This window comes from Paenibacillus sp. GCM10027629 (assembly GCF_042676425.1).
GTDB lineage: Bacteria > Bacillota > Bacilli > Paenibacillales > Paenibacillaceae > Paenibacillus_K > Paenibacillus_K terrigena.
This window is the reverse complement of sequence record NZ_JBHTGZ010000005.1, coordinates 1-24,042: the sequence shown is the minus strand read 5'-3', so window position 1 is coordinate 24,042 and position 24,042 is coordinate 1. Positions and strand designations below refer to the sequence as shown.

At 47.3% G+C, this 24,042-nt stretch carries 20 protein-coding genes; 8 read left to right on the top strand and 12 right to left on the bottom strand.

The genetic code is table 11. The features are described from left to right. Positions 1-6 precede the first annotated feature (6 nt). A complete protein-coding gene (locus ACFQZR_RS06025; protein WP_379343902.1) occupies positions 7-546 on the bottom strand; it encodes an NAD(P)H-dependent oxidoreductase in 540 nt (179 codons plus the stop codon). A gap of 254 nt (positions 547-800) precedes the next feature. Here ACFQZR_RS06025 and ACFQZR_RS06020 point away from each other — a divergent pair, with 254 nt between their 5' ends. The 4 genes from ACFQZR_RS06020 to ACFQZR_RS06005 all read left to right on the top strand — a co-directional run bounded on the left by ACFQZR_RS06020 (position 801) and on the right by ACFQZR_RS06005 (position 4,781). Continuing rightward, positions 801-1,181: a winged helix-turn-helix transcriptional regulator gene (locus ACFQZR_RS06020; protein WP_379343900.1), complete on the top strand. Its 381-nt coding sequence runs from the start codon at positions 801-803 to the stop codon at positions 1,179-1,181. An 88-nt stretch (positions 1,182-1,269) separates the two neighbouring features. Further along, positions 1,270-2,316, top strand: coding sequence for a stalk domain-containing protein (locus ACFQZR_RS06015; RefSeq protein ID WP_379343898.1), 1,047 nt, complete (start codon positions 1,270-1,272; stop codon positions 2,314-2,316). Positions 2,317-2,517: 201 nt separating this feature from the next. Beyond that, positions 2,518-3,816, top strand: coding sequence for a glycosyltransferase (locus ACFQZR_RS06010; protein ID WP_379343896.1), 1,299 nt, complete (start codon positions 2,518-2,520; stop codon positions 3,814-3,816). A 146-nt stretch (positions 3,817-3,962) separates the two neighbouring features. Continuing rightward, a complete protein-coding gene (locus ACFQZR_RS06005) occupies positions 3,963-4,781 on the top strand; it encodes a GNAT family N-acetyltransferase (protein ID WP_379343894.1) in 819 nt (272 codons plus the stop codon). A gap of 41 nt (positions 4,782-4,822) precedes the next feature. On the opposite strand, the gene ACFQZR_RS06000 is transcribed toward ACFQZR_RS06005, so the two are convergent. After that, complete coding sequence (locus tag ACFQZR_RS06000; protein WP_379343892.1) at positions 4,823-5,509, bottom strand: YdeI/OmpD-associated family protein; 687 nt, start codon at positions 5,507-5,509, stop codon at positions 4,823-4,825. A gap of 142 nt (positions 5,510-5,651) precedes the next feature. On the opposite strand from ACFQZR_RS06000, the gene ACFQZR_RS05995 reads away from it, so the two are divergent. After that, positions 5,652-6,341 (top strand): Dph6-related ATP pyrophosphatase, encoded by a 690-nt coding sequence (locus ACFQZR_RS05995; RefSeq protein WP_379343890.1) that lies wholly within the window; start codon positions 5,652-5,654, stop codon positions 6,339-6,341. A 23-nt stretch (positions 6,342-6,364) separates the two neighbouring features. Here ACFQZR_RS05995 and ACFQZR_RS05990 read toward each other — a convergent pair whose 3' ends face one another. Together ACFQZR_RS05990 and ACFQZR_RS05985 are read right to left on the bottom strand one after the other, a co-directional pair. Then, positions 6,365-6,832, bottom strand: a complete 468-nt coding sequence (locus ACFQZR_RS05990; RefSeq protein ID WP_379343888.1) for an acetyltransferase — start codon at positions 6,830-6,832, stop codon at positions 6,365-6,367. 92 nt (positions 6,833-6,924) lie between these two features. Continuing rightward, positions 6,925-9,039, bottom strand: coding sequence for an S-layer homology domain-containing protein (locus ACFQZR_RS05985; RefSeq protein ID WP_379343886.1), 2,115 nt, complete (start codon positions 9,037-9,039; stop codon positions 6,925-6,927). A gap of 566 nt (positions 9,040-9,605) precedes the next feature. On the opposite strand from ACFQZR_RS05985, the gene mle reads away from it, so the two are divergent. Then, positions 9,606-10,451, top strand: a complete 846-nt coding sequence (gene mle / locus ACFQZR_RS05980) for an alpha/beta fold macrolide esterase (RefSeq protein ID WP_379343884.1) — start codon at positions 9,606-9,608, stop codon at positions 10,449-10,451. Positions 10,452-10,513: 62 nt separating this feature from the next. On the opposite strand, the gene ACFQZR_RS05975 is transcribed toward mle, so the two are convergent. Continuing rightward, positions 10,514-12,079: a sigma-70 family RNA polymerase sigma factor gene (locus ACFQZR_RS05975; protein ID WP_379343882.1), complete on the bottom strand. Its 1,566-nt coding sequence runs from the start codon at positions 12,077-12,079 to the stop codon at positions 10,514-10,516. Between the two features lie 194 nt (positions 12,080-12,273). Beyond that, positions 12,274-14,061 carry a stalk domain-containing protein gene (locus tag ACFQZR_RS05970; RefSeq protein WP_379343880.1) on the bottom strand — a complete coding sequence of 596 codons (1,788 nt, stop codon included), beginning with the start codon at positions 14,059-14,061 and terminating at the stop codon, positions 12,274-12,276. 380 nt (positions 14,062-14,441) lie between these two features. Here ACFQZR_RS05970 and ACFQZR_RS05965 point away from each other — a divergent pair, with 380 nt between their 5' ends. Next, on the top strand, positions 14,442-15,299 hold the full coding sequence (locus ACFQZR_RS05965; RefSeq protein ID WP_018754357.1) for a class II fructose-bisphosphate aldolase: 858 nt from the start codon (positions 14,442-14,444) through the stop codon (positions 15,297-15,299). Between the two features lie 86 nt (positions 15,300-15,385). On the opposite strand, the gene ACFQZR_RS05960 is transcribed toward ACFQZR_RS05965, so the two are convergent. The 6 genes from ACFQZR_RS05960 to ACFQZR_RS05935 all read right to left on the bottom strand — a co-directional run bounded on the left by ACFQZR_RS05960 (position 15,386) and on the right by ACFQZR_RS05935 (position 22,779). After that, complete coding sequence (locus ACFQZR_RS05960; protein ID WP_379343877.1) at positions 15,386-17,107, bottom strand: glycoside hydrolase family 3 protein; 1,722 nt, start codon at positions 17,105-17,107, stop codon at positions 15,386-15,388. Next, positions 17,100-18,464, bottom strand: coding sequence for an MFS transporter (locus tag ACFQZR_RS05955; protein ID WP_379343875.1), 1,365 nt, complete (start codon positions 18,462-18,464; stop codon positions 17,100-17,102). The genes ACFQZR_RS05960 and ACFQZR_RS05955 overlap by 8 nt, the downstream gene beginning before the upstream one ends. A 12-nt stretch (positions 18,465-18,476) precedes the next feature. Beyond that, the gene (locus ACFQZR_RS05950; protein WP_379343872.1) at positions 18,477-19,262 is read right to left on the bottom strand and encodes a tyrosine-protein phosphatase; all 786 of its coding nucleotides are present in this window, start codon (positions 19,260-19,262) and stop codon (positions 18,477-18,479) included. A 214-nt stretch (positions 19,263-19,476) separates the two neighbouring features. Next, on the bottom strand, positions 19,477-21,054 hold the full coding sequence (gene ptsG, locus ACFQZR_RS05945; protein WP_379343870.1) for a glucose-specific PTS transporter subunit IIBC: 1,578 nt from the start codon (positions 21,052-21,054) through the stop codon (positions 19,477-19,479). A 178-nt stretch (positions 21,055-21,232) separates the two neighbouring features. Next, positions 21,233-21,880 (bottom strand): TetR/AcrR family transcriptional regulator, encoded by a 648-nt coding sequence (locus ACFQZR_RS05940; RefSeq protein ID WP_379343868.1) that lies wholly within the window; start codon positions 21,878-21,880, stop codon positions 21,233-21,235. Positions 21,881-21,924: 44 nt separating this feature from the next. Beyond that, a complete protein-coding gene (locus tag ACFQZR_RS05935) occupies positions 21,925-22,779 on the bottom strand; it encodes a LysR family transcriptional regulator (RefSeq protein ID WP_379343866.1) in 855 nt (284 codons plus the stop codon). A gap of 176 nt (positions 22,780-22,955) precedes the next feature. On the opposite strand from ACFQZR_RS05935, the gene ACFQZR_RS05930 reads away from it, so the two are divergent. Further along, on the top strand, positions 22,956-23,957 hold the full coding sequence (locus ACFQZR_RS05930) for a DMT family transporter (protein ID WP_379343864.1): 1,002 nt from the start codon (positions 22,956-22,958) through the stop codon (positions 23,955-23,957). The last annotated feature ends 85 nt before the right edge of the window (positions 23,958-24,042 follow it).

Below are 24,042 nucleotides of genomic sequence, written 5' to 3'. Positions count from 1 at the left end.
AAGCACTTAATGGACGAGCACAAGCATTGTCGCTTGGATGTGCTTAACATATTTCCTCGCCTCTTGTACGATATAGTCATCCGTGCCTGCATTTGCATTATAGGTGACAAACGCAGGCAGGAATGTGCCGTTACACTTCGTCAGTGTGCGCTGGATTGGTCGTAATAGTTCGCTAATCGTGAACCAGTTCTCACCTCCTGAACGATACGCGCTCTCCGTTCCTCCTGCCGTCGTAGCCACCATGAACTCCTTGCCTTTCAGATGTTCTCCCCCTGGACCAAAAGCCCAACCAAATGTCAGTACGTCGTCGAACCATTTTTTCAGAAGAGGTGGACAGCTGTACCAATAGAATGGGAACTGAAATACAATTCGGTCATATTGCAGGAGCAGCCGCTGCTCTCGCTCCACATCGATCTCCCAATTGGGGTACTCCTGATAAAGATCGCGGACATCAATGTCTGCATGTTGCTCCAATTCATGCTTAAAAGCCAGATTGGCACGGGATGTATTTAAATGGGGATGTGCGATAATAACCATCGTTTTCATTATTTATCAACCTTTCACGTTGTTTTTCGAATCGCGATTACACCCCCATTATTGAGTAGAAACTTGCTTTTGTTAAGTACGCTCTTTTTCCATACTAAGTCCTGTTGAACGTACTCTAGACGCTGCATCATGTTGATCCCGATAGTACGGAAAATCATACTATGTACCATAAATCATCGTACTGTCGTGAATCCAGATACTCTGATATAGTAACGCTAAAGAAATGATTCGAACGGATAGGGAGGACTTGGAGCATGAAAGAGGGATTACGAGACCCGCGCACGACACAGGGAATTATGGCGACACTACAAGTGATCGGAGGAAAATGGAAGCCGCTCATCCTGTTTATTCTGCTGCATGAGGGCACCAAACGATTCGGGGAATTAAGACGCCTGCTCCCGAACATCACTCAAGGCATGCTAACCAATCAGCTGCGTGAGATGGAACGTGACGGACTCATCGTGCGTCAGGTGTATCAAGAAATCCCACCCAAGGTGGAATATTATTTGTCCGATCATGGGAAGACGTTAAGCTCCGTGCTCGCGGATATGTGCGGGTGGGGATTTCAGCATATGGCATTTATGGAGAAAGAGGCCGCGAAGACTGGCGATCTAGGGGATGCGGGTACGGTGTAAGCAGAGTATTACAACATTTACCACATAACAAATTCGGCTAATTGTCGTCCAATGATAGAGTACAAATCTATCAACAAGGTGATGACAAATGAAGAAGAACAACTATACACTCCTCATGCTGCTAGCCGCTTCGCTTCTCTATTCAGCCCCAACGCATGCAGCAGCAGCTCCGCAAGAACAAACGACAACCAAGGCCGTATCGATCTATATGGATGGTCGCCAGCTTCAACCAGAGACACCCCCAGTCGTCGTAAACGGATCGGCTCTCGTACCAATGCGCGGACTATTCGAAGTTCAAGGTGCCAAGCTTTCTTGGAATAACGCCAGCAAGACGGTTACGGCAACGAAAGGGAACACAACGCTTACTTACCGGATAGGGGATCAGACGGCCAATCTGAATGGACAGACCCTGCATATATCCGTCCCTGGTCAAATTACGAACGGGTATACCTTGGTACCGTTACGCTTCATCAGTGAGGCGCTCGGAAGCACCGTCAAGTGGGATCCAAGCACCAAGTCCGTCTGGATCACATCCGCTGTCAAATATGAGACCTCAATTCTGCAAGGCGTCAATCTGCGAACGTCACCCAATTCACAGAATGATTCCAACGCCTTAGGATTACTGCCCGCTGGTGAGAAGGTCCATGTCATCCGTGAGGTGGATGCCCTCTGGCTGGAAGTCCAGACGAAGAATACCGGGAACGGGTACATATCGGCCAAGCCCAAATATACGGATTACACCAGCCCTGCCTTAATCCAGAAGCAAGGCAGCGAGCTGATCGCAACCGGCATGAAATATCTAGGTGCACCATACGTGTTCGGGGCTTCGTCCGACCAGACAAAGACCTTCGACTGCTCCTCGTTCGTGAAGCGTGTCTTCGGAGATACGTTATCGATTGACCTCCCTCGCGTGTCCTATGATCAAGCGAAGGTCGGCAAGGAAGTTAAGCTCGATGACCTACGCGTAGGCGACTTGCTGTTCTTCACAGCACGCAAGCTGGACATTGGACATGTTGCCATCTATGCCGGGAACAATCAAATTCTTCATACGTATTCGAAGGAACAAGGTGTCCATATGGAAGCTTTCGAAGGGCAATGGAAGAAACGGTTCGTTACCGCAAGGCGCGTATTCTAACTTATATTTGCAGCATAACAAGAGGCAGGAATCCATCCTGCCTCTTTGCTTTTTTGTTCAATGACACTTTCTCCTAATCATCATGCTAGAGCAATAGGCGAATCCCTTTTTATTGCAGAAATGGTTATTTGTCCATCGCAGGGCAGATTACTCACGTATACAATGAATATATCCACGAATAGACGGAGGAGATCTGTCCCTATGAGATTTAGCGTAATCATTCCTACGTATAATAGGTCATATCAGTTAATGCTGACCTTGACTGCTTTTGAGAAACAGACTTATCCGCTGGACCAATTCGAAGTGATCGTTGTCAACGATGGTTCGGTCGACAACACATTGGAACGGCTTAATCAGTATCAAGCTCAAGCGCCGTATCGACTTCTCTTCACCTCGCTGAGCCACACATCAGGTAGATCCATGGCACGGAATGTTGGTGTCGCAGCCGCCAAAGAGGATTACATCATTTTCTGCGACCCCGATTTTTTGGTTACCCCGGATTTTATTAGCGTTCATGCAAAGTATCATGAAGAGAAACCACTCATTGCTTCCGGTATACCTAACATGTGGAGAAATGTCTACACGCAAATACATGCTGACTTTTCTGAACAGGAGAAGGTCGCAGCGGCCCATATTCTAAAACCTAGCGGCTTATGGAGCGAACATTACTTCAACACAACTGATACCATTGATTTAGTCACGCAGGACCATGTTCGGAACCAAACAATTCCGCTCGATAGCATCATTATGCCTTGGGATATCGATGATGTCGGCAAAGTTCAATACTGCTCAACGGACGTATCCCCCTGGCTCCTATCCGTAACCCGTAATATGTCCCTACCTAAAAAGGTCTTCTTGCAAGTAGGCGGATTCAACGATAAATTCCAAAAATATGGGCTCGAGGATTGGGAGCTCGGCTATCGGCTCCATCGCACGGGCTATAACTTCGTCAGTATCCAGGAAATAATCGGATATCACCAGCAGCATCCTCAATCCTACCGCAATTCCGATTGGCCAGATGAGAACCTGAAGTTCGTTTATGAGTCCCATGGATTTGAGGATCCCGAATTAAGCATATTGTCCATTTGTGCACCTTGGGATAGTATCATCTTATATAAGAACGCGTTGCGTATCATAAAGTCTTGGCAGAAAAGCAAGCACTCGGTTTACCGCAATGCATCCAAAAAACTGAGACACGCTTGCACACGAAGTGCCGAGCTCTACTATGAAGACCGCCATTCCCCGGCTTACCAACATGGCTTAACCGTTCTAAAAGAAGCTTTTATCGCTATGAATGAACTATTCGTTCAGGATCAATCCGAACACAATCAACAGGAAATGGTACGAATTGCAAGCCACGCCTGCAACAAACTAAATATGTCTAAAGCCCCGAAAGTCTCCAAGGTTCGTAAGGTTCATAAAATCCGTAAAGTTCATAAGTTCCGTGGAATTCGCAAGCTCCGCAAAATTCGCAAGACCCGTAAGCTTCATAACGTATAACGTTCGTAAGTTCCGCATAGTCTTCTAACCTTTCAATTCAGCTGCTCCTTATCGAAGCCGCCTGAAATGCGCTTACTGCTGTCAAGCGGCTTCATCATCCCTTATAATGACTTCATAACAACCTATTGGAAGGAGTTGTGGCCGGGATGATCAGAGTCGACAGACTGGAAATAGATCAATTAGGAGCTATTGGAAGTAAAACGAATCCTAGCTTCTCAGGTATTATAGCTGGAGAATGCAAGGGTGACGTATGGGTCGATGATCTTGAACAACCTACACTTGCATTGGTGTACTCCTCATCCGTAGGTGGGTTCTGTATCTTAGGGAAACCTGAGCAGCAGCAGACTTATGCACAGTTCAAAAGTTTCCTTGATAACGAATTATTCGCTCAATTGAGAGAACTCGGAGACCATTATTTTGAATTTTCTGTTGCCGATCCTGAAGCCGAAAAAGCCATTCTTGCGTTATTCTCACATGTGAAAGTGGATTGGGAATACGAGCACACCTACCAAAAATCTACTGTAGCTGCAGAGGAACGAACGAATAACTATGGACCGTATACGATTCACAACGTTGACGGAGCATTTTTGGAACGGATGAGTGCCGGGCAGATCACGAACAGCATTATGATAAGTAAGCGGATCTTAGGGGCTTGGGGTTCTAATGAAGCTTTTCTCAGTAAAGGGCTAGCTTATGCCGCATTACACGGGGAGGAAATTGTCGCAGTCGTCGTAGGTACGGCTTATTACAATAAGATGCTCCCCATTGATATTGAGACGTTAGCGACACATCAACGACAAGGACTTGCTCATCAACTGACGGTACGTTTTGCAGATGCATGTATACGAAAGGGTTGGATCCCCCATTGGAACTGCATGGAATCGAATAACGGTTCGTGGCGAACCGCCTTGAAGGCAGGGTTTACGTTAGTACATAAACAATACGTGTATTGGTTCTCGATCTAGCGACGAGAAAGGGCACCCTTAGATGGATGCCCTCCATTCATTTAATTGGATTGATCTTTCCGATATAACTCCCGGCTTTTGTAACCTGCCTGAAGAATCATCTTCATCTCCTCGCGCCGAGCTGCCTTGGTCTCCTCCTGCTTTGCGCTGTATACATAACGTGCCCAGTCTTTACGGTACCCTGGCGTCAGAGCTTGATAGATGGCAAGCAGCTCCGGCATATCCGCCAAATCCTTTTCGATCTCTGGAATCAAGGCAATATAATCATCTACCCGCTGGCTGGATTTCGTAGACGGCTGATCTGCCTTGCTCTTGCCCTTCGCGTCCTCTTTGAACCCGACAACCGTGAACACATCGTCCAAGCCCACCATACGAGCAAATTTAATGGAGCTTGTCCCAACATAACCATTCTCATCACTGTCAAGCCCACCTAACAGCTCATCACGGTGAATGAAGGTCGGATAGACTTTATTGCCTTTCTTCGGATACGCCGCGAACAGATAACCGCCCGGCTTTAGATGCTGGTGTTCAATAACCCGATGCATCAAGGACCGTAACGATTCCATATCCAGCACAAAGGCAAAAATAAGATCATACGCAGCACCTTCGGTTAACGTTGTATCATAGCCGTTCAACTCCGTCAGATAATCGCTTCCTTCGGGCTTGTACAATACAGCAACTTGCTCGTATTTATGTAAATTCAATTTCTCTACGATCGATTTGGTCATTATGATTCATCTCCTAAGACGTTTTCGTGTGCTTCTTCTTCGACCCTTCAATATAACTTCATTATATCCAACAAAACATTCAAAATAAATCGAGTAAAATGATAGAATAGAAGTTCGAAATAACCGAGGGGGAGCGATATGTATGACAGAAGTCGTTGATTGGAAAACCGGTGCGCACGGGCGCAAGTTTATCGCTTCTTTTAGCGGAGGGAAGGATAGTGTCCTAGCGTTGTATCAGGCCATGCAGGTCGGAGAAGCCGTGGGGCTCATCGTCATGCTGGAGGAAAAAGGAGAGCGATCGAGGTCCCATGGCATGCCGCCTGAAGTCATTCAGGCCCAAGCGGAATCGATCGGTCTACCTGTATTTACAGCCGCTTCGAGCTGGGCAGATTATGAAGCGAACTATATGGAGCTCTTAGCGACCGCTAAACGGCACGGGGCTGAAGCGTTAGTCACGGGCGATCTGGATATGCCGGAGCACGGCTGCTGGCATGATAAAGTAACGCAGAATGCAGGCATGAAGCTTGGCATGCCGCTGTGGGAAATGAATCACCGCGAATCGGTCGAGACGTTCATCGGACTTGGATTCGTTACGATCATTGTGACGGTCAACTGTTCACTCGGCATGACCGAAGACGATCTGGGGCGCGTTCTAACACTCGATTATGTACAAGAGCTTGTGGATCGCGGGATTGATCCCTGTGGGGAAGGTGGAGAGTTCCATACGACCGTTATCGATGGGCCTCTATTCAAAACTCCTGTTCCTGTTCGCAAATGTGCGATCCTGAGGGACGGGGACTACGCTTTTCTGCCATTGGAGCTAGATCGATAAGCAACCAAAAGGCTCGTAACCGCCTAACGATGGGCAGTTCGAGCCTTTTTCATTCGTAGAATCGGAAAGGAATTGCCTTGATCATCGAGTTCCGACCGTTCATAGACTTCGAATCCGACGTGTTCATAGAATCCTACAGCTTGTGGATTCTGTTCATTTACATCTACGTAATTCACATTCATGTCATCAAATGCATATGTGATGAGCTTCTTCCCTATGCCCTTCCCTCGTAGCTCGGGGTCAACGAACAACATCTCGATCTTATCCCCGTGAATCCCCATGAAGGCCTGAATCTCCTGCTGCTGGTCTTCGACACAGATAACATGTTCCACCTGGGGTACGCCGCTCTGTACAAACGGGATGAGCGATACGATATCTTCCTCCGCCAGAAAATGGTGCGTTGCACGGACTGAGGCTTCCCATACTCGAAGGATTTGGGACAACTCGTTGTCCGTGAGGTTGTCTTTATGGATAAGCGTATATGAATTCATGATTTCACCTCGCTTTCGTTGATTGAATTACTTGGATACTCTGTCATGAGAAGACCGGAGCAGCATCAACTGATCCGGTCATTTGCAAATGTTTATTGTTGTGGTAGAGATGGAGTATACGTGACCGTGCAAGTCACTTCCGTTGTTTTCCCAAGCTTGTTGCTAGCAACGATTTTGAACGTATTAACACCAGAAGTCAGTTTTACGTCCATGCTGGTGCTATAGTAGACCATTTTATCATTCACATACACCTTAGGAGAGTCATCGTTGTCGTCACTTACTGTCCAAGAGAGCGTAATCGTCTCTGAAGAAGTTGTTTCCGGTGTATATCCTAAGACTAGATTCGGGCCCTGAGGCTCAAATACGATTGTACGTGTCTCTTCCGTTGTTTTACCAAGATTGTTAACCGCTCTGATCTTAATTGTATTGGTTCCCGTCGTCAAGGATATGGTTGTACTCCTACCATAACTCTGCTCGTCGTTAACATATACTTTAGGAGAGCTGTCATTAGTGTCCGACACCGTCCAACTAATCTGCAATGATCTTTTGCCTGTCGTCTGTGGAATGTCACCAACAGTTAATGTCGGACCATTACTTGCAAAGGAAACGTTCTTCGAAACTTCTGCAATCTTTCCTAACTTGTTAACCGCTTTAACTGTTATCTTATTTAGTCCTGGCTTTAATGAGACAGTCATACTGCTGCCATATGCTTGTTCTTCATTAACATACACTTTTGGAGAACTGTCATTTTGATCCTTAACACTCCAGTTTACGCGTATAGAATTATTGATCGTTGACTCTGGTAATGGGTCTACAGTCAGAACAGGAGCTCCTCCAGTCAATACGACCGTTTTCGTTACTTCCGTTGATTTGCCCATCTTGTTCACAGCTTTAAATAATAACGTATTTGTTCCTTCTTTAAGCGTAATTGTTGTACTCGTACCGTACTGCTGTTCTCCATTCAGATACACCTTTGGGGAACTATCGTTTTTATCTTGTACGGTCCAGCTTATTTTCAATGTCTCTTTATCCGATGATGCCGGAACATCAAACACATTCAAAACCGGACCATCGCCTTGGAAAACAACGTGTTTGACAACTTTAGCTGATTTCCCAGCGCTATTCTGAACGACAACAGTAATTTCATTATCGCCCTCCTTAAGACTAACCGTCGCAGAAGAACCGTATTGCTTCTCATCGTTTAAGTAGACGACTGGAGATGAATCGTTCTCATCTTTAACCGTCCAAGACACTGTAATGGATTGTTTATCCGTTTTCTCCGGTACCCCTTTGACATCTAAAGTAGGTGCACCCTTCTCAAACTTTATTGTCTTTGTTACAGACTGTGTCTTACCGCCAGGTAGTCGTGCTGACACGGTATATTTGTAGCTACCTTCTTCTTTCAATCGGAACCCAACACGAAATTGACCTTGATCAACCTCAGCCTTTTGATTATTAATAAGCACCTCGGCCCCATTGGTCACATCACCTGTGATATAAAATGTCGGCGACGATGTCGTCTCAGGAACCTCAACATTCAGCGTAAGTGTTTGCTGACTATCTCCTGCTGCACCCTTAATTACTCGGTACAGTAGCGCTGCAGACTCTGCCCGTGTAACCGCCTGTGCAGGTTTAAATGTTCCTGTGTTGTATCCATTTATCAACTTTTTCTCTACAGCTAGAGCCACATATGTACGCATGTTAGGGGAAATATCATCTTCATCGAAAAAACGACTTAAAATTTCTTTATCCTTCAAGTCGTCTGTCTTATAGCCCAACGTCTTCACAAGTGCTACTGCAACATCCTCCCGAGTCGCTTTTCCTGTCGGGTCAAAAAAAGCCTTGCCCGAAGGTGGATAATAACCTGTGATGAAATCTTTGGATGCCTCTATCGCTGTATAGGACCATCTCGATTTCGTAACATCAACAAAAGTTCCCGGCGTACTCCCATCAGGCAAATCCAAATAAAAAGCCCGCGTAATAAGCGCAGCAAATTCCTCTCGCGTCACAGTATTATTAGGCTTAAAGGTATTATCAGAATAGCCTTTCACCAGTCCCAGCTGAGCCATACTGCTGATTTCATCCTGCGCCCAGAAAGTACCACTAACATCTGTGAACTTATTTCCTTCTTCCGCAAATGAAGAGCTTGGAAAAGACAAAGTAACCGCTAGCAATAAACCCAACAACATTCCTGCCCATTTCTTCATACTTCACACCACTCCTGACCCCAATGAATTAGCACATAGGTAGATAGAATTATGCACGATTAGACTATTATAGCAATCGATTACTAGAATTATTGTCGAATTGTGTCATAAGATGCATAAAAACTATATCGGAGCAGGTACAAAGAACCTGAGAACGAGCAGATTCTCTATAATCAAGTTTGAAAATGCAAGCAAAAAAATGCGTTGACAGCAAAATTTTACCTATGCTAGGATGAACTCAATTGAACCGAATGGAGGGTTACGTGTGGCTAACTAATTTTTCGATGTCTTTGCACAAGGAATGGAATAGCGGCTAATAGCTATATTGTGTATATAGTAATCGGAGAATGGTGTGCCTGAAAGGTAACCCAAATAAGTTATGTGAAAATAAATGAACCCTTACTGTTCCACCCAGGGATCGGATAACGAATGGTCACGTACTATTGTTGTTCCTCCTTATGTGAACCCGTGAGGCGTCCGTTCTATTCTCCTTTATTCGATTACTGTAGACACAGGCAGCTGGCCTGTGTTTTTTTGATTTTATATCGTATTGGAGGAATCTCACAATGAGAGAACAATTATTACAAATAGATGGCATTGAACTATGTACGGAGTGCTTCGGAGATGCTGCTAAACCAGCGATTTTGCTGATTATGGGCGCCCAAGCCTCGATGGTATGGTGGGAAGAAGCGTTCTGCGAACGCCTAGCGGATACAGGTCATTATGTCATACGCTACGATAACCGAGATGTCGGACGCTCCACCGTCTACGAGCTGGGGCAGCCGGGATACACGTTCGAAGATATTGCGGATGATGCGATTCGTATCTTGGATGCCTATGGTATTGCGCAAGCACACATCGTTGGCATGTCGATGGGTGGCTTGCTGACTCAGATTCTGGCGCTGCGACATCCTGAGAGAATGCTAGCGGCGACACTCCTCTCCACATCGAATTTCGCTCCAGATCTCCCTCCAATGGAAGAGAAGGTGATGAATTTTTTCGCGAATGCCGGAGCCATCGACTGGACAAATGAACAGGAGGTTGTCGAGTTTACAGTCGAGAAATGGAGAATTCTTACAGGGTCTAAGCATCCGTTCGATGAACCTCGTGTTCGTCAATTGGCACAAGATGAGCTACGTCGGAGCCACCGATTTGACAGCATGAATAATCACGGCATGGTCACAGGCGGCGAAGGGTATCTGCGGCGAACCGGCGAGATCAACGTCCCTACGCTCGTCATTCACGGCACGGAGGATCCGATCATTCCTTATGCACATGGGATCGCACTAGCGAACAATATCCCTGGCGCCGTTCTGCTCACCCTTGAAGGTTCTGGGCATGAACTCCACTACAGGGATTGGGATCAGATCATCGAGGGAATTGTAGAGCACACGCAATCGAATACAAATTAGAGAACATATCTAAAAAGTGGCCGTTCTGAACATTCTCTTCTGTTTAGAACGGCCACGCTTGGTTATGGTCGGCGCACGATCCGTTGTCCCACTGTATCCCAGCGCCATTCTGGATCATGACCTTGCAAATGCACGCCGCCATACCATTCATCGATTCCATTCCGTGTGACCCAATCCTCTTGTCCCTCCATGACGCGCTTACCGAATGGTGTCATCAAGACTTCACAATTCTGCAGGGACATGTAGGCACCGTTATTGGCAAGGATTTCTTCGGCACCATGAAGCTCAATCAGCGGATGCGAACCTTGCGTCATACGCCTAAGGATATGTCCATATTGCAAATCTCCCATCCCGAGGACATGAAGCTGATTCCCGACATGCTTGAAGAGGTCATGCGTGAATTGGGTACCCGCTTGCAGCTTCGCAAGCGTGGTCTGCTCTACAATACCCAGCCCATTAAAGGTCGAAGGAAACTGGGCAAGATGATGCTTGAATGCGTCCTGCGCGAATGGAAGAGCTGACGTATCCGTGCTGAGCAATTGCTGAAGCTGCGCTGGATTCGGCGAGGTATAGGCCTGCCATAATGCACTGCCTAGCTCTAATTCCTCCGTACGGATCGTTCTCCACGTTCCCGAGATCGTGCTTAACTGTTCCGGCGAGAGCTGTCCAAGTCCCCGGAAGAGCTCAATGCCTGGATAACTGCCGATACATAACAAATTCAGCGTAGTCCCTGGCAGCGACTGTCTTGAGAACCAGTCGAGCAGATAAGCCAGCATAGCCTGATCGAACAAATCATGCTCGAACCATAATACGATGTCCTTATATTTATGACAATCCGCGAGCGTCTTCTCTTGCGCCTCACTACCTTGAATAAACTCAAGTCGCGGTACCCCGATTGTCTCCTCCAAATAAGTCGCCCGAAACATACGATGTTCCGTCTCAGCAGGATTGGTGAACACCGGACCATGCGGATATACTTCTCGCCAGACGAGAATATCCCCTTGTACAACCCCTTGCCGCAGCTTCTCTGCTACGTGGTCGCCATTAACAATATGAAGCATTCCTTCTCCTCCTTCGTACAGATGGTTGAATACGGAGATCAGATCGGCTACGGGCAGCGCCTGCTTCAGTTTGCGCCGAGCATCGTACAGCCGCTTCTTGAGCACCGGGACCGATACGTTCAGGAACCCAGAGATCTCCGGGATCGAATAGCCTTGAAAATAAAACAATTGTACAGCAATCCGCATATTCGAAGTTAATGACGATATAGTATGATGAACCATTTGCTGCAGTTCTCTTCGCTCCATTAATTCGGTTACATTGAGCTGCGAAACAGCCGATTGCGCCACATCTTCGTAAGGCACCACAGAATGCTTCTTCCTCCGCAGCATCCGATAGCATTGCCGTTCCACGATCGCTTTGAACCAGCCCGGAAATGCTGCCGGTGTCCTCAGCTTGTCGATATGTAGGTAAGCTTCTGTGAATGCCTCTTGCACCACGTCTTCTGCGAGCTGAAAATCATGAAGCTTCTCATAGGCTACCGCATTCGCCATCTCAGTATAGTGCTTGACGATTTGTTCGAAGGCCTGTTGTTCCCCCCGTTTCGCTTCTTCGATGTATTCAAGCATGCGCACCGCTCCTTTCATCTATCTCTATATCATAGTGCCGTTAACATCCTCAAAGGTTACATCCCCAACATACCAAAAAAGCCCTTCTTAGTATCCATAATTTATCACTAGATCCTTAATAATCGATAGGTCCGCCCAGCAAAAAAAGCCTCTCTGACATTTGACTGTCATGGAGGCTTTGTTGTCATACATACTTATTTCACACTATAAATGCCTTCCTTGTACGTCAACATATACGCGACACCATCCTCAGTCACGATCACTTGCCGAATATTCCCTACGACAAGGCGCGTTGAGCTGCCATCCGGATTGATGCGGTACAAACCCGGTTCGTAGCCGTCAAGCGTGTAATACGTCGCAGACTTTCCAAGATAATAAGCGCTGACGGCATGTTCAGAACGTTTTTTGTTCTGCCCGGATGCAATCTGGTATTCGTATAACACACCCGCGTTATATGCTATGGCTTTCCCATTCACCGTATAATAGAAGCTGCCTTGATGCAGGCGCACATTCAATACTTTCTGGTCTATGATCGTCTTTACAACACCTTTAGTGGTATCCAGCATCTTGAATGTACCTGAAGCGGCATCGATATAATAGATTTTATCGTCGATCAACCAGAATTGATTCGTTGCACTTGTAAGCTTCGTCTGACTTTGGTCTTTCAGATTTATTTTATAAACCCCGCCTTTGTCCTTCGGGTCGCTCTCCTTGTAACCTATCGTATACAGATAATCATCCATCACATATAACGACGACTGGCTATAGTTCATACTTGTGCCCTGATCCGTGACCTCACGATAGACGCCATACGTATAATCAGGTTGGCCGATTGCCGTGGATTGACCTGTCTTCATGTCGATCTTCGCAATATTGCGGGTACTGCCTGTCATAAAATGAAAATCCTCAGCGTATAAGTATTCGCCATACTTCTCAAATGTAACGAAATTCTTCCCGCTGGCTAACTCTCGCAATGCACCATTCTCAACTTTATAAATCGACTCGTAGCCCATGGTCAAATCCCCATAATGCAGCGTAACATACCATGCCTGATCCAGGTAACGAACATCGCTGAGCCATCCTTCTTGCTTATCCCATTGTCCGATGGGGGCGATTTTGCTGATGAGGTTCTTTGCCAGGTCATAGGCATATATCGTTCCTTGATCTTTCTCTAACGATATAAAAATAAGCTGGTCGCCTACTACTTTAGCATAAGACAAGATCGGCTTGCCTGGCAATTGAACCTGCTTCTCCTTACTTTCCCCTTCCATACGCTCGAACAAGGTATACGTGTGTTCCCTCTCTCCATACGCCGTGCGGACGAAATACAATTTTTTCCCGAATTTAGACAATAAATCGATCGACTTATTAGGATAAGAAATCGGCTTGCGAGAGTCTTCTAACTCTGCCAAAATACGACCTTTGATCGCCTTTGTCTCAGGGTGCTGCAAATCGATCGGTTCATGGCTGATCACAATTAGTCCATCCAACCAGTCAATATGCGCGCCTAGCGCCTCAGATGCGCTTCGGAGCGGCAATACGATCTGTCCATTCACCATTTGCGGCGCAACATCCATCTTGATAGATTTATTATTCACCAGCATCGTTTTATTGTTTACCGTAAATTGTATTGTTTTATGTAACTTTTCATTTTTGAGCAACACTTCTTTCGGTTTTTGCGCCTGCCAGATGGCTTGCCACTCGCTCCTGTCGTCTTCGATCTCCGAAGCCAAATAACTCATCAACCGGATCGGTACCATGATGCGGGAGTTATGTTTTACGATATGGTGGTCACCATACACATCTCTTTTTGCTCCGTTAATAAACGCTTTCCCTTGATAGTGATAAGGAATGATAACCGCTTGATCGAACGCTTCAACCATTGATTTTTTGATTAAAGCATCCCCAGCGAAGGCCAATGATCCATTAAACTGAAAGGCTAGCACAAACGTTACGATAAACAACGCAATTCTATTTTTCATACTCATCCTAAATATTCCCTCTCCCTCTAACAGGTGAATGCATCTTTTATGTTAAACGGAGCTGACCTGGAAAATGTTACAAGTGATATATGAGTGTCGGATGCAGTCCAATACGTACAAAAATGAATATTTTGCAAAAATTGATGAATCCTGATGCATTCTTGAATTAAATAATAGGTTCCGCACACATTTTCCAGAGGAATTAAAACATATTTATGGTAAAATAATAATTAACATGCGTGAGTTAATTTATATTAACTTAAGTGATATACTGTTATTCTGTAGCGGAGAGTATTGCTTACGGCTGCATTTCTTGTCACGCTCTTATCTGGCAAGGAACCCTTAACAGTAAATAGAAACCATACTTAGGAGGATTTATCATGGCATTAGAATCAATGAAAGACATGCTCAACAAAGCGCTTAAAGAAGGCTATGCGGTTGGTCAATTCAACATCAACAACTTGGAGTGGACGCAAGCGATTCTTGCTGCAGCAGAAGAAGAGAAATCTCCAGTAATCCTTGGTGTATCTGAAGGCGCAGCTCGTCATATGGGCGGCTTCAAAGTTGTAACTGCTATGGTTGCGGCACTAATCGAAGAAATGAAAATCACGGTTCCTGTTGCGACTCACTTGGACCATGGTTCAAGCTTCGACAAATGTAAAGCTGCGATCGATGCTGGCTTCACATCTGTTATGATCGATGCTTCCCACCACCCATTTGCTGAGAACGTTGAAACAACGAAAAAAGTTGTTGAATATGCACACAGCAAAGGCGTTTCTGTAGAAGCTGAGCTTGGTACAGTTGGCGGTCAAGAAGATGATGTTGTCGCTGACGGTGTTATCTACGCTGACCCTGCAGAATGCGCTGAGCTTGTTAAGCTTACAGGTATCGATTGCCTAGCTCCAGCTCTTGGTTCTGTTCATGGTCCTTACAAAGGCGAACCAAACCTTGGATTCAAAGAAATGGGAGAGATCTGCAAATCGACTCAACTTCCATTGGTACTTCATGGCGGAACAGGCATCCCAACAGATCAAATCAAAAAATCTATCTCCTTGGGTACTGCAAAAATCAACGTGAACACAGAGAACCAAATCGAGTTCACGAAAAAAGTTCGTGAAGTCCTTGCAGCAGACAGCGAAGCATTCGATCCACGTAAATTCTTGGTTCCTGGACGTGACGCAATCAAAGCTACAGTTATCGGTAAAATGCGTGAGTTCGGTTCTTCGAACAAAGCGTAAGCCTAGTTCTTAGGACAAGCATCACGATAAATAAAACGACCTTCTCTAGATGAATCTAGGAAAGGTCGTTTTTGTTATGCGCTATGTTAGAACCGAGCGTCCCAGCTACCGCAGAAGGGATCCACGGGGCTTCTACCTTCGAAGCTAGATGCTCCGACGAGCTTGTTCACGACAGCCCTTACCGTATGCTCGCTGGCTAAGTATGCATTCACATAGACCGGCACTCTCGGAAGATCATACAGATGGTACGGGTTCGCGAAAGATACGAATACGGTTGGCAGCTCGTGCAGGAACCAGGGTAGATTCTCATTAAAAGGTTCCGACCACTCTAAGCGAAGCGTAGGCTTCAGGTTAGCACTCGGGAGATTGGCAGTATAAATCACCAAGTCCGCTCTCTGCCGGACCGCTCCCGCTCCCTCCATAAAGGCGGCGTAAGGGTTCGTCCCCGGTTCGAAAACCGTCACCTCGAAGCCCTCCTCGCTTAGCAGCCTAGCAAACGGCTCCGTGATCGAGGAAGAATAGAAGCCTTCCTCCGCTAGCTTATAAGATTTCGGCTCGATCGGCACGAGCAGTACCCGCTTCGTCTTCCGCGGATCGAGCGGCAGCAGCCCCTCGGTGTCCTTCACGAGCGTTACGGCCTTGTTCGCGGCTTCCGCCGCCCAAGCTTGATGTTCGTTACAGCCTATATTCACGTTGGCATCATCCGTCGGCACCAACGCCTCGCGATCTTGCAAATGTAAACCTAAAGAGGCTTTCAAAGCTAGAATCCGCGTTACTGCCTCGTCTACCCGCTCAAGTGATAACAAGCCCGTTCGGATACCTTGGAACATATAACCGATATCCTCACGGACGTCCCGATTGAAGAGGAACATATCGCAGCCCGCCGCAATGCACATCGGCACCGCCCACTCCCGCTTGGCCGCCATCGTGAACCCAGCCATCATCGTCGAGTCGGATACGATCAGCCCATTGAAGCCCAGCCGTTCCCTCAGCAGCCCATTCAGCAGCTCCGGGGCGAGCGTCGCCGGCATCACATCCTGATCGCCCAGCGCTGGGTTCAATTGCTTCGAATACGCCGGCAGGCGAATATGTCCTGCCATGACGGTCTTGGCGCCCGCATCAATTAAATCGAGGTATACCTGACCGAACGTGGCATCCCATTCCTCCACCGATAATGTGTTGACCGCCGTGAGGAGGTGCTGATCGCGATCATCGACCCCATCCCCCGGAAAATGCTTGATCGAGGCGGCTAAGCCATGCTCTTGCAGCACCTTCACATACGTCCTGGACATATCAGATACCACCTTCGGGTCCGATCCATACGTCCGAACATTTGTGATCGGGTTCCGGAAATTCATATCAATATCCACGACCGGCGCGAACGACCAATTGCACCCGACCGCAGCGCCTTCCCGCGCCGCGACAACGCCAAGCCGCTCAGCCGTTTCGATGTCATCCGTGGCCGCAATTTGCATGGGATTCGCGAATACCGTGCCCTCTGTAACAATCCCGCTTCCGCCACTCTCTAAATTCGCTGCGAGCAGAAGCGGAATGTTGGACTTTGCTTGTAGATAGCGGTGGGTTTCGCGAATGCTCTCCTTCGATTGAGGGCGGAACATAACCCCTCCGGGCTGGATGCCCGTCAGCATTTGATCAAGCACCTCCCGCTGCTCCGTCATGCCGTGCATGCAGAACAATTGCCCGACCTTGGCTTCGAGCGTCATCGCTCCTAACGTTTGCAAGACCCAATCGATATCCTCTTCCTGCAGATGGAACGGCTTGGCTCGCATCATTTCCCGATTAGACATGTACCGACTCTCCTTTCACCTGCACCGTAGCTTGCTGTTGTTCTTTGGTTTCCCGGCGCAGCTTAATTTCACCCAAAATCCGCGCATAGAACTCCTCGGTCAGCTCATATTTGAGGAATGGTAGTGCTGCCAAGACCATCAGAATCCCCGGAATGACGCTGAAAAACAAACTGATTGATGTCACAGTCCCAGCAGCTTGTACGTGGTTCGGTACATAACCCGTTAACGCAAGAGCAAAGGCGCCGATGGAACCACCAATCGCATCCGCAAATTTGGAACGGAACGTATTGGTCGAGAAGATCGTTGCTTCCGCACGGTCTCCCGTTTTCCATTCCCCATACTCCACCGTATCGGCGAGCATCGAGGACATCGCGATGGCTCCAATGCCGAAGGCTAATGTGCCAAGGCTCGAGAAGACGAACAACATCGCGACGTTGTGGCCTGCGAAGAACAAAAGGATGTGCATCACCCCGAATCCAACGTTGCCTATTATGGCCGTTTTTTTCTTGCCGATTTTCCTTGCGACCCATGTCGAGAGAACGGCGCCGAGCAGAATAGGAACGATGCCTACTATGGTATAGATCGGAACAAGATGCTCTGCTTGCAGCACATATTTGAAATAATAAATCGAGAAAGCGCTCCGAAGGTTCATCGTCATGTCGCCGATCAACAAGGAGAACAGAATGATCAGCAGCGGCGTATTTTGGCGCAACATCTGCCACGCATCAGCAACCTTGAACTTATCCGTTCGTGGGACATGAACATTCTCTTTGACGGTGAAAAACGTCACCCACATACACAGCATACAAGCGCCGCTGAACAACAGTGCCGGAACAACCCAAGAGCCTGTCGCTTTGACTAAAGGTAAAGTTAAGGCGCTGGAAGCAATGGCGCCGACAATGGCCATAATCCGCGGAATGACGACCACTTTGGTCCGCTGCTGCGGATCATCGGTAATGACCGCGGTCATCGACCAATAGGGGACATCTAGCACCGTATACGCTAAGCTCCACGCCGCATATGTCACGAAAGCATAGATAAGCTTGCCTTGATCACTCAGATTCGGCTGAAAGAAAAGAAATACGGTTAAGACCGTCAGCACAATCGGTGCGAACAGCAGGTAAGGACGGAATTTGCCCCAACGCGTCTGGGTATTATCCATGAACACCCCGAACAACGGATCGACGAAGGCATCCACCAATCGTACGATCAACAGCAGTGCCCCGGCCGCGGCTGCGGCGATTCCCAGGTAATCCGTGTAGAACATTAACAAATAACTGACCATCAGGGCATAGAGCATATTCTGACCGAGGCTCCCGAGTCCAAAGGAGAGCGCTGTTTTCATAGAAACTTTCATCTATGCTTCCCCCTACGCTTCGTCTTCGATTTCAGTTAAATACCAGGCTTGTAATTGTTCACGATCCGTTTGAGAGATACCAAGGCCTTCCGTTAAATAATTCTCTATCGATCCATAGACGCGCTGCATCTCTGTGACCGAAGCTTGCAGATATTCCGGCTTCACGCCTAGTAAAGAACGAATGAGCGACAGATGTTCCTCGTTCTGCACCACGTGACGAAGCTGATCGATGATCTTCGCGTTCGCCTCTTGGCGATAGAGAGCTGTCATCAGGTAGTCCTCCATGATGGTCTCCATCGGTACATCCAGAATTAGCAGCAGGATAGCTGCCGCAAACCCGGTACGATCTTTGCCCGCCGTACAATGCCACAATATAGGCTCGCCCTCTGCTTCGAGGATCGAGCCGATCAATTGCCGATAGGCCTGCCGGGACTTCGGATCCGAGACGAACTGTCTGTAAGCTTCTAGCAGAGGATCTTGAGCGGATGCTCCATTCACCCCTAGCGATTTGAAAAAATCACTCAGATCCTGCATCGCCACAGCGCCGCCCATGGCAGGATTGCTCAAATTCGATACTCCCGTGATTCTCGGATTCGGCTTCTCCCGCTGCTCCTCCTCAGAGCGCAAATCGCAAATAAACGAAAGGCCGATTGACTCAAGATAAGCCACATCCTCGGAAGTCAGCTCAGACATTTCACCGGAACGGAACAGTCGATGGGATCTCACCTTCTTCCCGTTTGATGATTTATAACCGCCTAACTCTCGGAAATTGACACGCTGCATTAAATCGTTCTTCATATGGCTTATTCAGACTCCTCTCACAATATGTTTACATTATGTTAATAACCATTAACAACGTGTTAATGGTGTTCATGTTACCTGACTTTTATTTGGGACACGTTAACGGCTTGTTAACTTTTTGTAAAAAAAAGAGTTGAGCAGGATAATCCCTGCTCAACTCTTTTGCACTTCGACCTGGTCACTTGGCAAATGCCGCACCTTGGTACTATTATCATTTATCGCTAGGTTTCTCTGTATCCTTCACAACATCCTTCGATGCTTCCAGCTCCATACTGTCTCGTGTAATGATCTCGCTAATTTTTGTCTTCAGAATGTCCGATTTCGGACCGAAGATCGCTTGAATATTATTACCGACCTCTAATACGCCAGAAGCCCCTAGCTCCTTCAACTGACTTTTATTCACATCTGCTGAGCTCTTCACAGTCACGCGCAGCCGCGTAATACATGCATCTAGCGACGTGATGTTCTCTTGACCGCCGAGTGCTGTCAGAATATCGCGGGGCAGTTCATCCGCATCCTTTGCACGAACCGTTCCTCTTTCTCGGGTAACTTCTTCTCTGCCCGGAGTCCTTAGATTAAAGGCACGAATAGCAAACCGGAAGCCAAAATAGTAAATGACCGCCAGTATAAGACCAACCACGATAACTAACCACCAACGCGTACGATTCGGCAGCACACCAAACAGCAAGAAGTCGATGACGCCGCCCGAGAAGGTCATCCCTATTTTCACATTCAACAATTGCATCGTCATGAACGACAATCCCGCGAATAACGCATGTACCGCGAAAAGCAGGGGTGCAACGAATAAGAAGGAGAACTCTAACGGTTCCGTAATTCCTGTCAGGAAGGACGTCAGTGCTGCGGAGCCCATCATCCCTGCTACCAATTTCTTATGCTCAGGTCTTGCTTCATGGTACATCGCTAACGCTGCTGCCGGTAATCCGAACATCATGAACGGAAATTTCCCGACCATGAACGTACCTGCTGTTAACTTCACACCATCTGATAATTGGGCGAAGAAGATCTTCTGATCCCCGCGGACGAGTTCCCCGGCTTTATTCACATATTGACCGAACTCGAACCAGAACGGCGAATAGAAAATGTGGTGCAATCCAAAAGGAATGAGCGATCGTTCAATAACCCCGAATACGAATGCCGCCAAAGTCTGATTTTTATCAATCATACTGTGGGAGAATGCATTTAAGCCCCCTTGAATCGGTGGCCATATAAAAACCATGATGATCCCGAGTAGCAGAGAGGATGCCGCTGTAATAATCGGAACAAATCGTTTACCTGCAAAAAATCCCAAATAGGAAGGAAGCTCGATCGTAAAGAACCTCTTATACAGCGCTGCTGCCAGTATGCCGACGATGATTCCCCCGAATACCCCGGTCTGCAGCGTACTAATCCCCAACACGTTGGCATACGACAAATTTGTTTTGACCATTTCTGGTGTGATACCAATGATGAGTTTCATCGTCACATTCATCACGAGATATCCAATAATCGCCGCTAAACCGGCAACACCATCGCCGCCGGCAAGACCAATCGCGACCCCCACCGCGAACAGCAATGATAAATTATCGAATATGATGCCGCCCGCCTGCTCCATAACAGCTGAAACCCCTCGAACAGTGTCATTATCAAGGGCAGGAATCCATTCCAGCAATGACGGATTATGCAATACATTTCCCAGTGCAAGCAGGATCCCCGCGGCTGGCAATATCGCTACCGGAAGCATCAGTGCTTTACCGACTTTTTGAAGTACTCCGAAAATATTTTTGAACATCCCATTAACCTCGCTTTAACAATTAGCCGTCTGTACCGCTTGTTGAAATTTCGAAGTTATCATTTCCTGTAAATGAATAATTATCCAAACACTCCAAAATAAATAGCCCGTAAAATCCATAGGATTCTACGAGCTATTAGCCGAATCAGGAGTGTAATATTAAATTACGTTCCATGTCCTATCGATTCGGTTGTAAGTAGGCGAGGATCATGGTCGTCATTTCACGCAGTACTAACGCTGGATCGACGCGCTGATCTTGGTGCAAGATGTCGCCGCGAATGGCGATGCGATGCATCGTCGCATTCATCACATTACTAATCATCGCTGTGCATACATCGACCGAAATATCTTGACGAATGGAGCCGTCCTGCTGCCCTTCCTCCAGCCATTCGGCAAACGGGCCTTTGCCGCTGTGCAGGAAGCTGCGGTAGCGCTGCTCCAATTCCGGCGTTGGATAGCTGTCACGGAAATTAAAATCAAACATGCCAATGAACCGGTTCCGGTTCCTATTCTCTTCAAAATTCTCCAACAAATGATCGAACATGGCGCGGAATTTCAAGAACCCGCTCGATGCGCTGTGAACCGTCTCCTCCAGATCCGCCTTGAACCGTAACAGGATCCGAATTTGCACCTCGAAGATAATCTCATCGATCGATTTGAAATATTTATATAACGTGACTCGGCTGAACCCGCACCGCTCTACGATATCCTTCATCGTCACTCTCGTCAGCTCTTGTTCCATGAACAATGCCTCCGCCGCGTCAATGATTTCTTCCTTGCGCTTGCCGCGGTGCTCATCCAGCTGTTTTTTCCAGCTAGCATTCATGCCTTACAACCTTCCCCTCACATACGTATTGATCTGACTTATTCTCATGTCGTTCGGGCTACAATTTCATCCATGAAGCATTGCAAGGTACTCGTGACATAGGAATCTTTGCGTCGAATGAAAATCGTTGTAATCTCGCGAAAAGGCTCAGGTATGCGATGACAATACACCGTGCCACTTGCCGCTAGATCGGTCACCGAGGATTCCGGAAAGATGGTAATGCCTATGCCTGCAGCGACGCTGCCGATAATCGTCCCGAACGTGCCGAACTCCATAATATGCTTCGGAATAATTCCCTCCGCTTTCATCCAGCTCTCCAGCTTCTCGCGATAACCGCAGCCTTTATTGTACAGCAATAACGGCCTCTTCGTCAGTTCTTCAATGGAGAAAGCGGGGCTTTTGGAGACAAGTACGAGCTGTTCTTGCATAACCTCCACCTGCTCAATGAACGGATGCCGAATCGGGCCTGATACGAAAGCGCCGTCGAGCTTCATATCGATCACATTTTGCAATAATTGGTCGGTCACCCCGGCTTTTAACGATAATTCCACTTGGGGGTACTTGTTATAGTAAGCGGATAGAATACCTGGCAGGGCATTCACCGTCTCCACGATGCCAATCTCTAGAATCCCCGAAGGGCTCGATGTATCTTCGAACGAACGTACCATCGCTTCCACGCCCGACAGTATCTCCCGCGAATGCTCGAGCAATCGCTTGCCTTCCGGATTCAGAATCATTCCTCGTTTATGTCGATAGAACAGCGGCGTCCGCAGTTCCTTCTCCAGCAGCTTGATTCTCGCTGTTACATTGGATTGCACATAATTGAGCTCCAATGCAGCTTTGCTAATACTCCCATGGACAGCAACCGTCTGAAAAATTCTCAAATCATTGAACTCCAATGTATCCTCGCCTCTACTCTCCCGGATGTCTATGACTTTTGCTAGGTATCATTATAAATGATGCCAAACTTTATTTTCAATCATTTTACTATCCATCTTTCCTCTCCTATGATGAGTTTAGACAAAAAAATGGCAGTTCTATGTTAGAGAGAGATTAAGGGAGAGAGTCAGACATCATGCTTAAAAAACAAACCATCATCGGGTCCATCCTGTGCTTGATCGCAAGTATGTCATGGGGGGCGATGTTTCCCGTCGCACATGTGGCATTGCAGCAAATTGATCCATTCTATTTCTCGTTCATCCGTTATTTCGTCGTTGCCATCATACTCAGCGTCATGCTGTGGATGAAAGAAGGGCGTGCAGCATTTCGTCTGGAGGGCAGGGGCAAGGCCTTATTGTTCTTTGGAACGATGGCCTTTACGGTCTATAATATGGGCGTTTTCCTCGGACAACAGCTGATGGGGGAAGCCGGCACCATCGCCGCCTCCATTATGGAAGTGATGATGCCGATGATCTCAATCATGGTCCTCTGGCTCACGACGCGCAAAGCGCCGAATAAATTCACGCTCGTCAGTGTTGTGATTGCGCTCGCGGGGGCACTACTAGTCATCACGAACGGTAAACTAGACTTCTTCTTGATGGCTGGACAGCACCTATTCCCATTGCTTCTGGTCTTTACAGGTGTTATGGGATGGGTTATCTACTCGATGGGCGGAACCCGATTCAAAGACTGGTCGATTCTACGTTATTCCACGCTCACTTGCTTGCTGGGAAGCGCAGTGTCTCTCATCGTCGTATCGGCAGCATCGATCTCGGGTGCACTTCCGGTGCCGACCTTACACACAATTTTCTCGATTAAGTACGAGATGGCATTCATGATCCTGTTGCCAGGTCTGGCTGCTCTACTCTGCTGGAATCAAGGGATTAAACTGTTATCTCCGCTCAACGGTATCTTATTTATCAATTTCGTTCCGATTACGACCTTCGTCATTATGGCGTTTCAAGGGTATCAGGTCAGTATGTACGAATTCTATGGGACGCTGCTCATTATTTTCGCGCTCTTGCGGAATAATCTGCATCAGAGAAAGGCACAGCGGAATATCCGCATCGATGTTCCAAAGACGGTGCCTACGGCAACAACGGTAAAAGAAGAACGCATGAAAGCAGCCTCCAGTTAAAACTGAACTGCACCCCAATTGTTAGACACCATCTAGCAATTGGAGGTGCAGTTTTTTTGTCAAAATTCAATTTAGATTTGAAGAT

Bases quoted from the DNA above. Each gene is read 5' to 3' on its own strand.
- ACFQZR_RS06025 (WP_379343902.1), bottom strand. From the start codon at position 546: ATGAAAACGATGGTTATTATCGCACATCCCCATTTAAATACATCCCGT.
- ACFQZR_RS06020 (WP_379343900.1), top strand. From the start codon at position 801: ATGAAAGAGGGATTACGAGACCCGCGCACGACACAGGGAATTATGGCG.
- ACFQZR_RS06015 (WP_379343898.1), top strand. From the start codon at position 1,270: ATGAAGAAGAACAACTATACACTCCTCATGCTGCTAGCCGCTTCGCTT.
- ACFQZR_RS06010 (WP_379343896.1), top strand. From the start codon at position 2,518: ATGAGATTTAGCGTAATCATTCCTACGTATAATAGGTCATATCAGTTA.
- ACFQZR_RS06005 (WP_379343894.1), top strand. From the start codon at position 3,963: ATGATCAGAGTCGACAGACTGGAAATAGATCAATTAGGAGCTATTGGA.
- ACFQZR_RS06000 (WP_379343892.1), bottom strand. From the start codon at position 5,509: ATGACCAAATCGATCGTAGAGAAATTGAATTTACATAAATACGAGCAA.
- ACFQZR_RS05995 (WP_379343890.1), top strand. From the start codon at position 5,652: ATGACAGAAGTCGTTGATTGGAAAACCGGTGCGCACGGGCGCAAGTTT.
- ACFQZR_RS05990 (WP_379343888.1), bottom strand. From the start codon at position 6,832: ATGAATTCATATACGCTTATCCATAAAGACAACCTCACGGACAACGAG.
- ACFQZR_RS05985 (WP_379343886.1), bottom strand. From the start codon at position 9,039: ATGAAGAAATGGGCAGGAATGTTGTTGGGTTTATTGCTAGCGGTTACT.
- mle (WP_379343884.1), top strand. From the start codon at position 9,606: ATGAGAGAACAATTATTACAAATAGATGGCATTGAACTATGTACGGAG.
- ACFQZR_RS05975 (WP_379343882.1), bottom strand. From the start codon at position 12,079: ATGCTTGAATACATCGAAGAAGCGAAACGGGGGGAACAACAGGCCTTC.
- ACFQZR_RS05970 (WP_379343880.1), bottom strand. From the start codon at position 14,061: ATGAAAAATAGAATTGCGTTGTTTATCGTAACGTTTGTGCTAGCCTTT.
- ACFQZR_RS05965 (WP_018754357.1), top strand. From the start codon at position 14,442: ATGGCATTAGAATCAATGAAAGACATGCTCAACAAAGCGCTTAAAGAA.
- ACFQZR_RS05960 (WP_379343877.1), bottom strand. From the start codon at position 17,107: ATGTCTAATCGGGAAATGATGCGAGCCAAGCCGTTCCATCTGCAGGAA.
- ACFQZR_RS05955 (WP_379343875.1), bottom strand. From the start codon at position 18,464: ATGAAAGTTTCTATGAAAACAGCGCTCTCCTTTGGACTCGGGAGCCTC.
- ACFQZR_RS05950 (WP_379343872.1), bottom strand. From the start codon at position 19,262: ATGAAGAACGATTTAATGCAGCGTGTCAATTTCCGAGAGTTAGGCGGT.
- ptsG (WP_379343870.1), bottom strand. From the start codon at position 21,054: ATGTTCAAAAATATTTTCGGAGTACTTCAAAAAGTCGGTAAAGCACTG.
- ACFQZR_RS05940 (WP_379343868.1), bottom strand. From the start codon at position 21,880: ATGAATGCTAGCTGGAAAAAACAGCTGGATGAGCACCGCGGCAAGCGC.
- ACFQZR_RS05930 (WP_379343864.1), top strand. From the start codon at position 22,956: ATGCTTAAAAAACAAACCATCATCGGGTCCATCCTGTGCTTGATCGCA.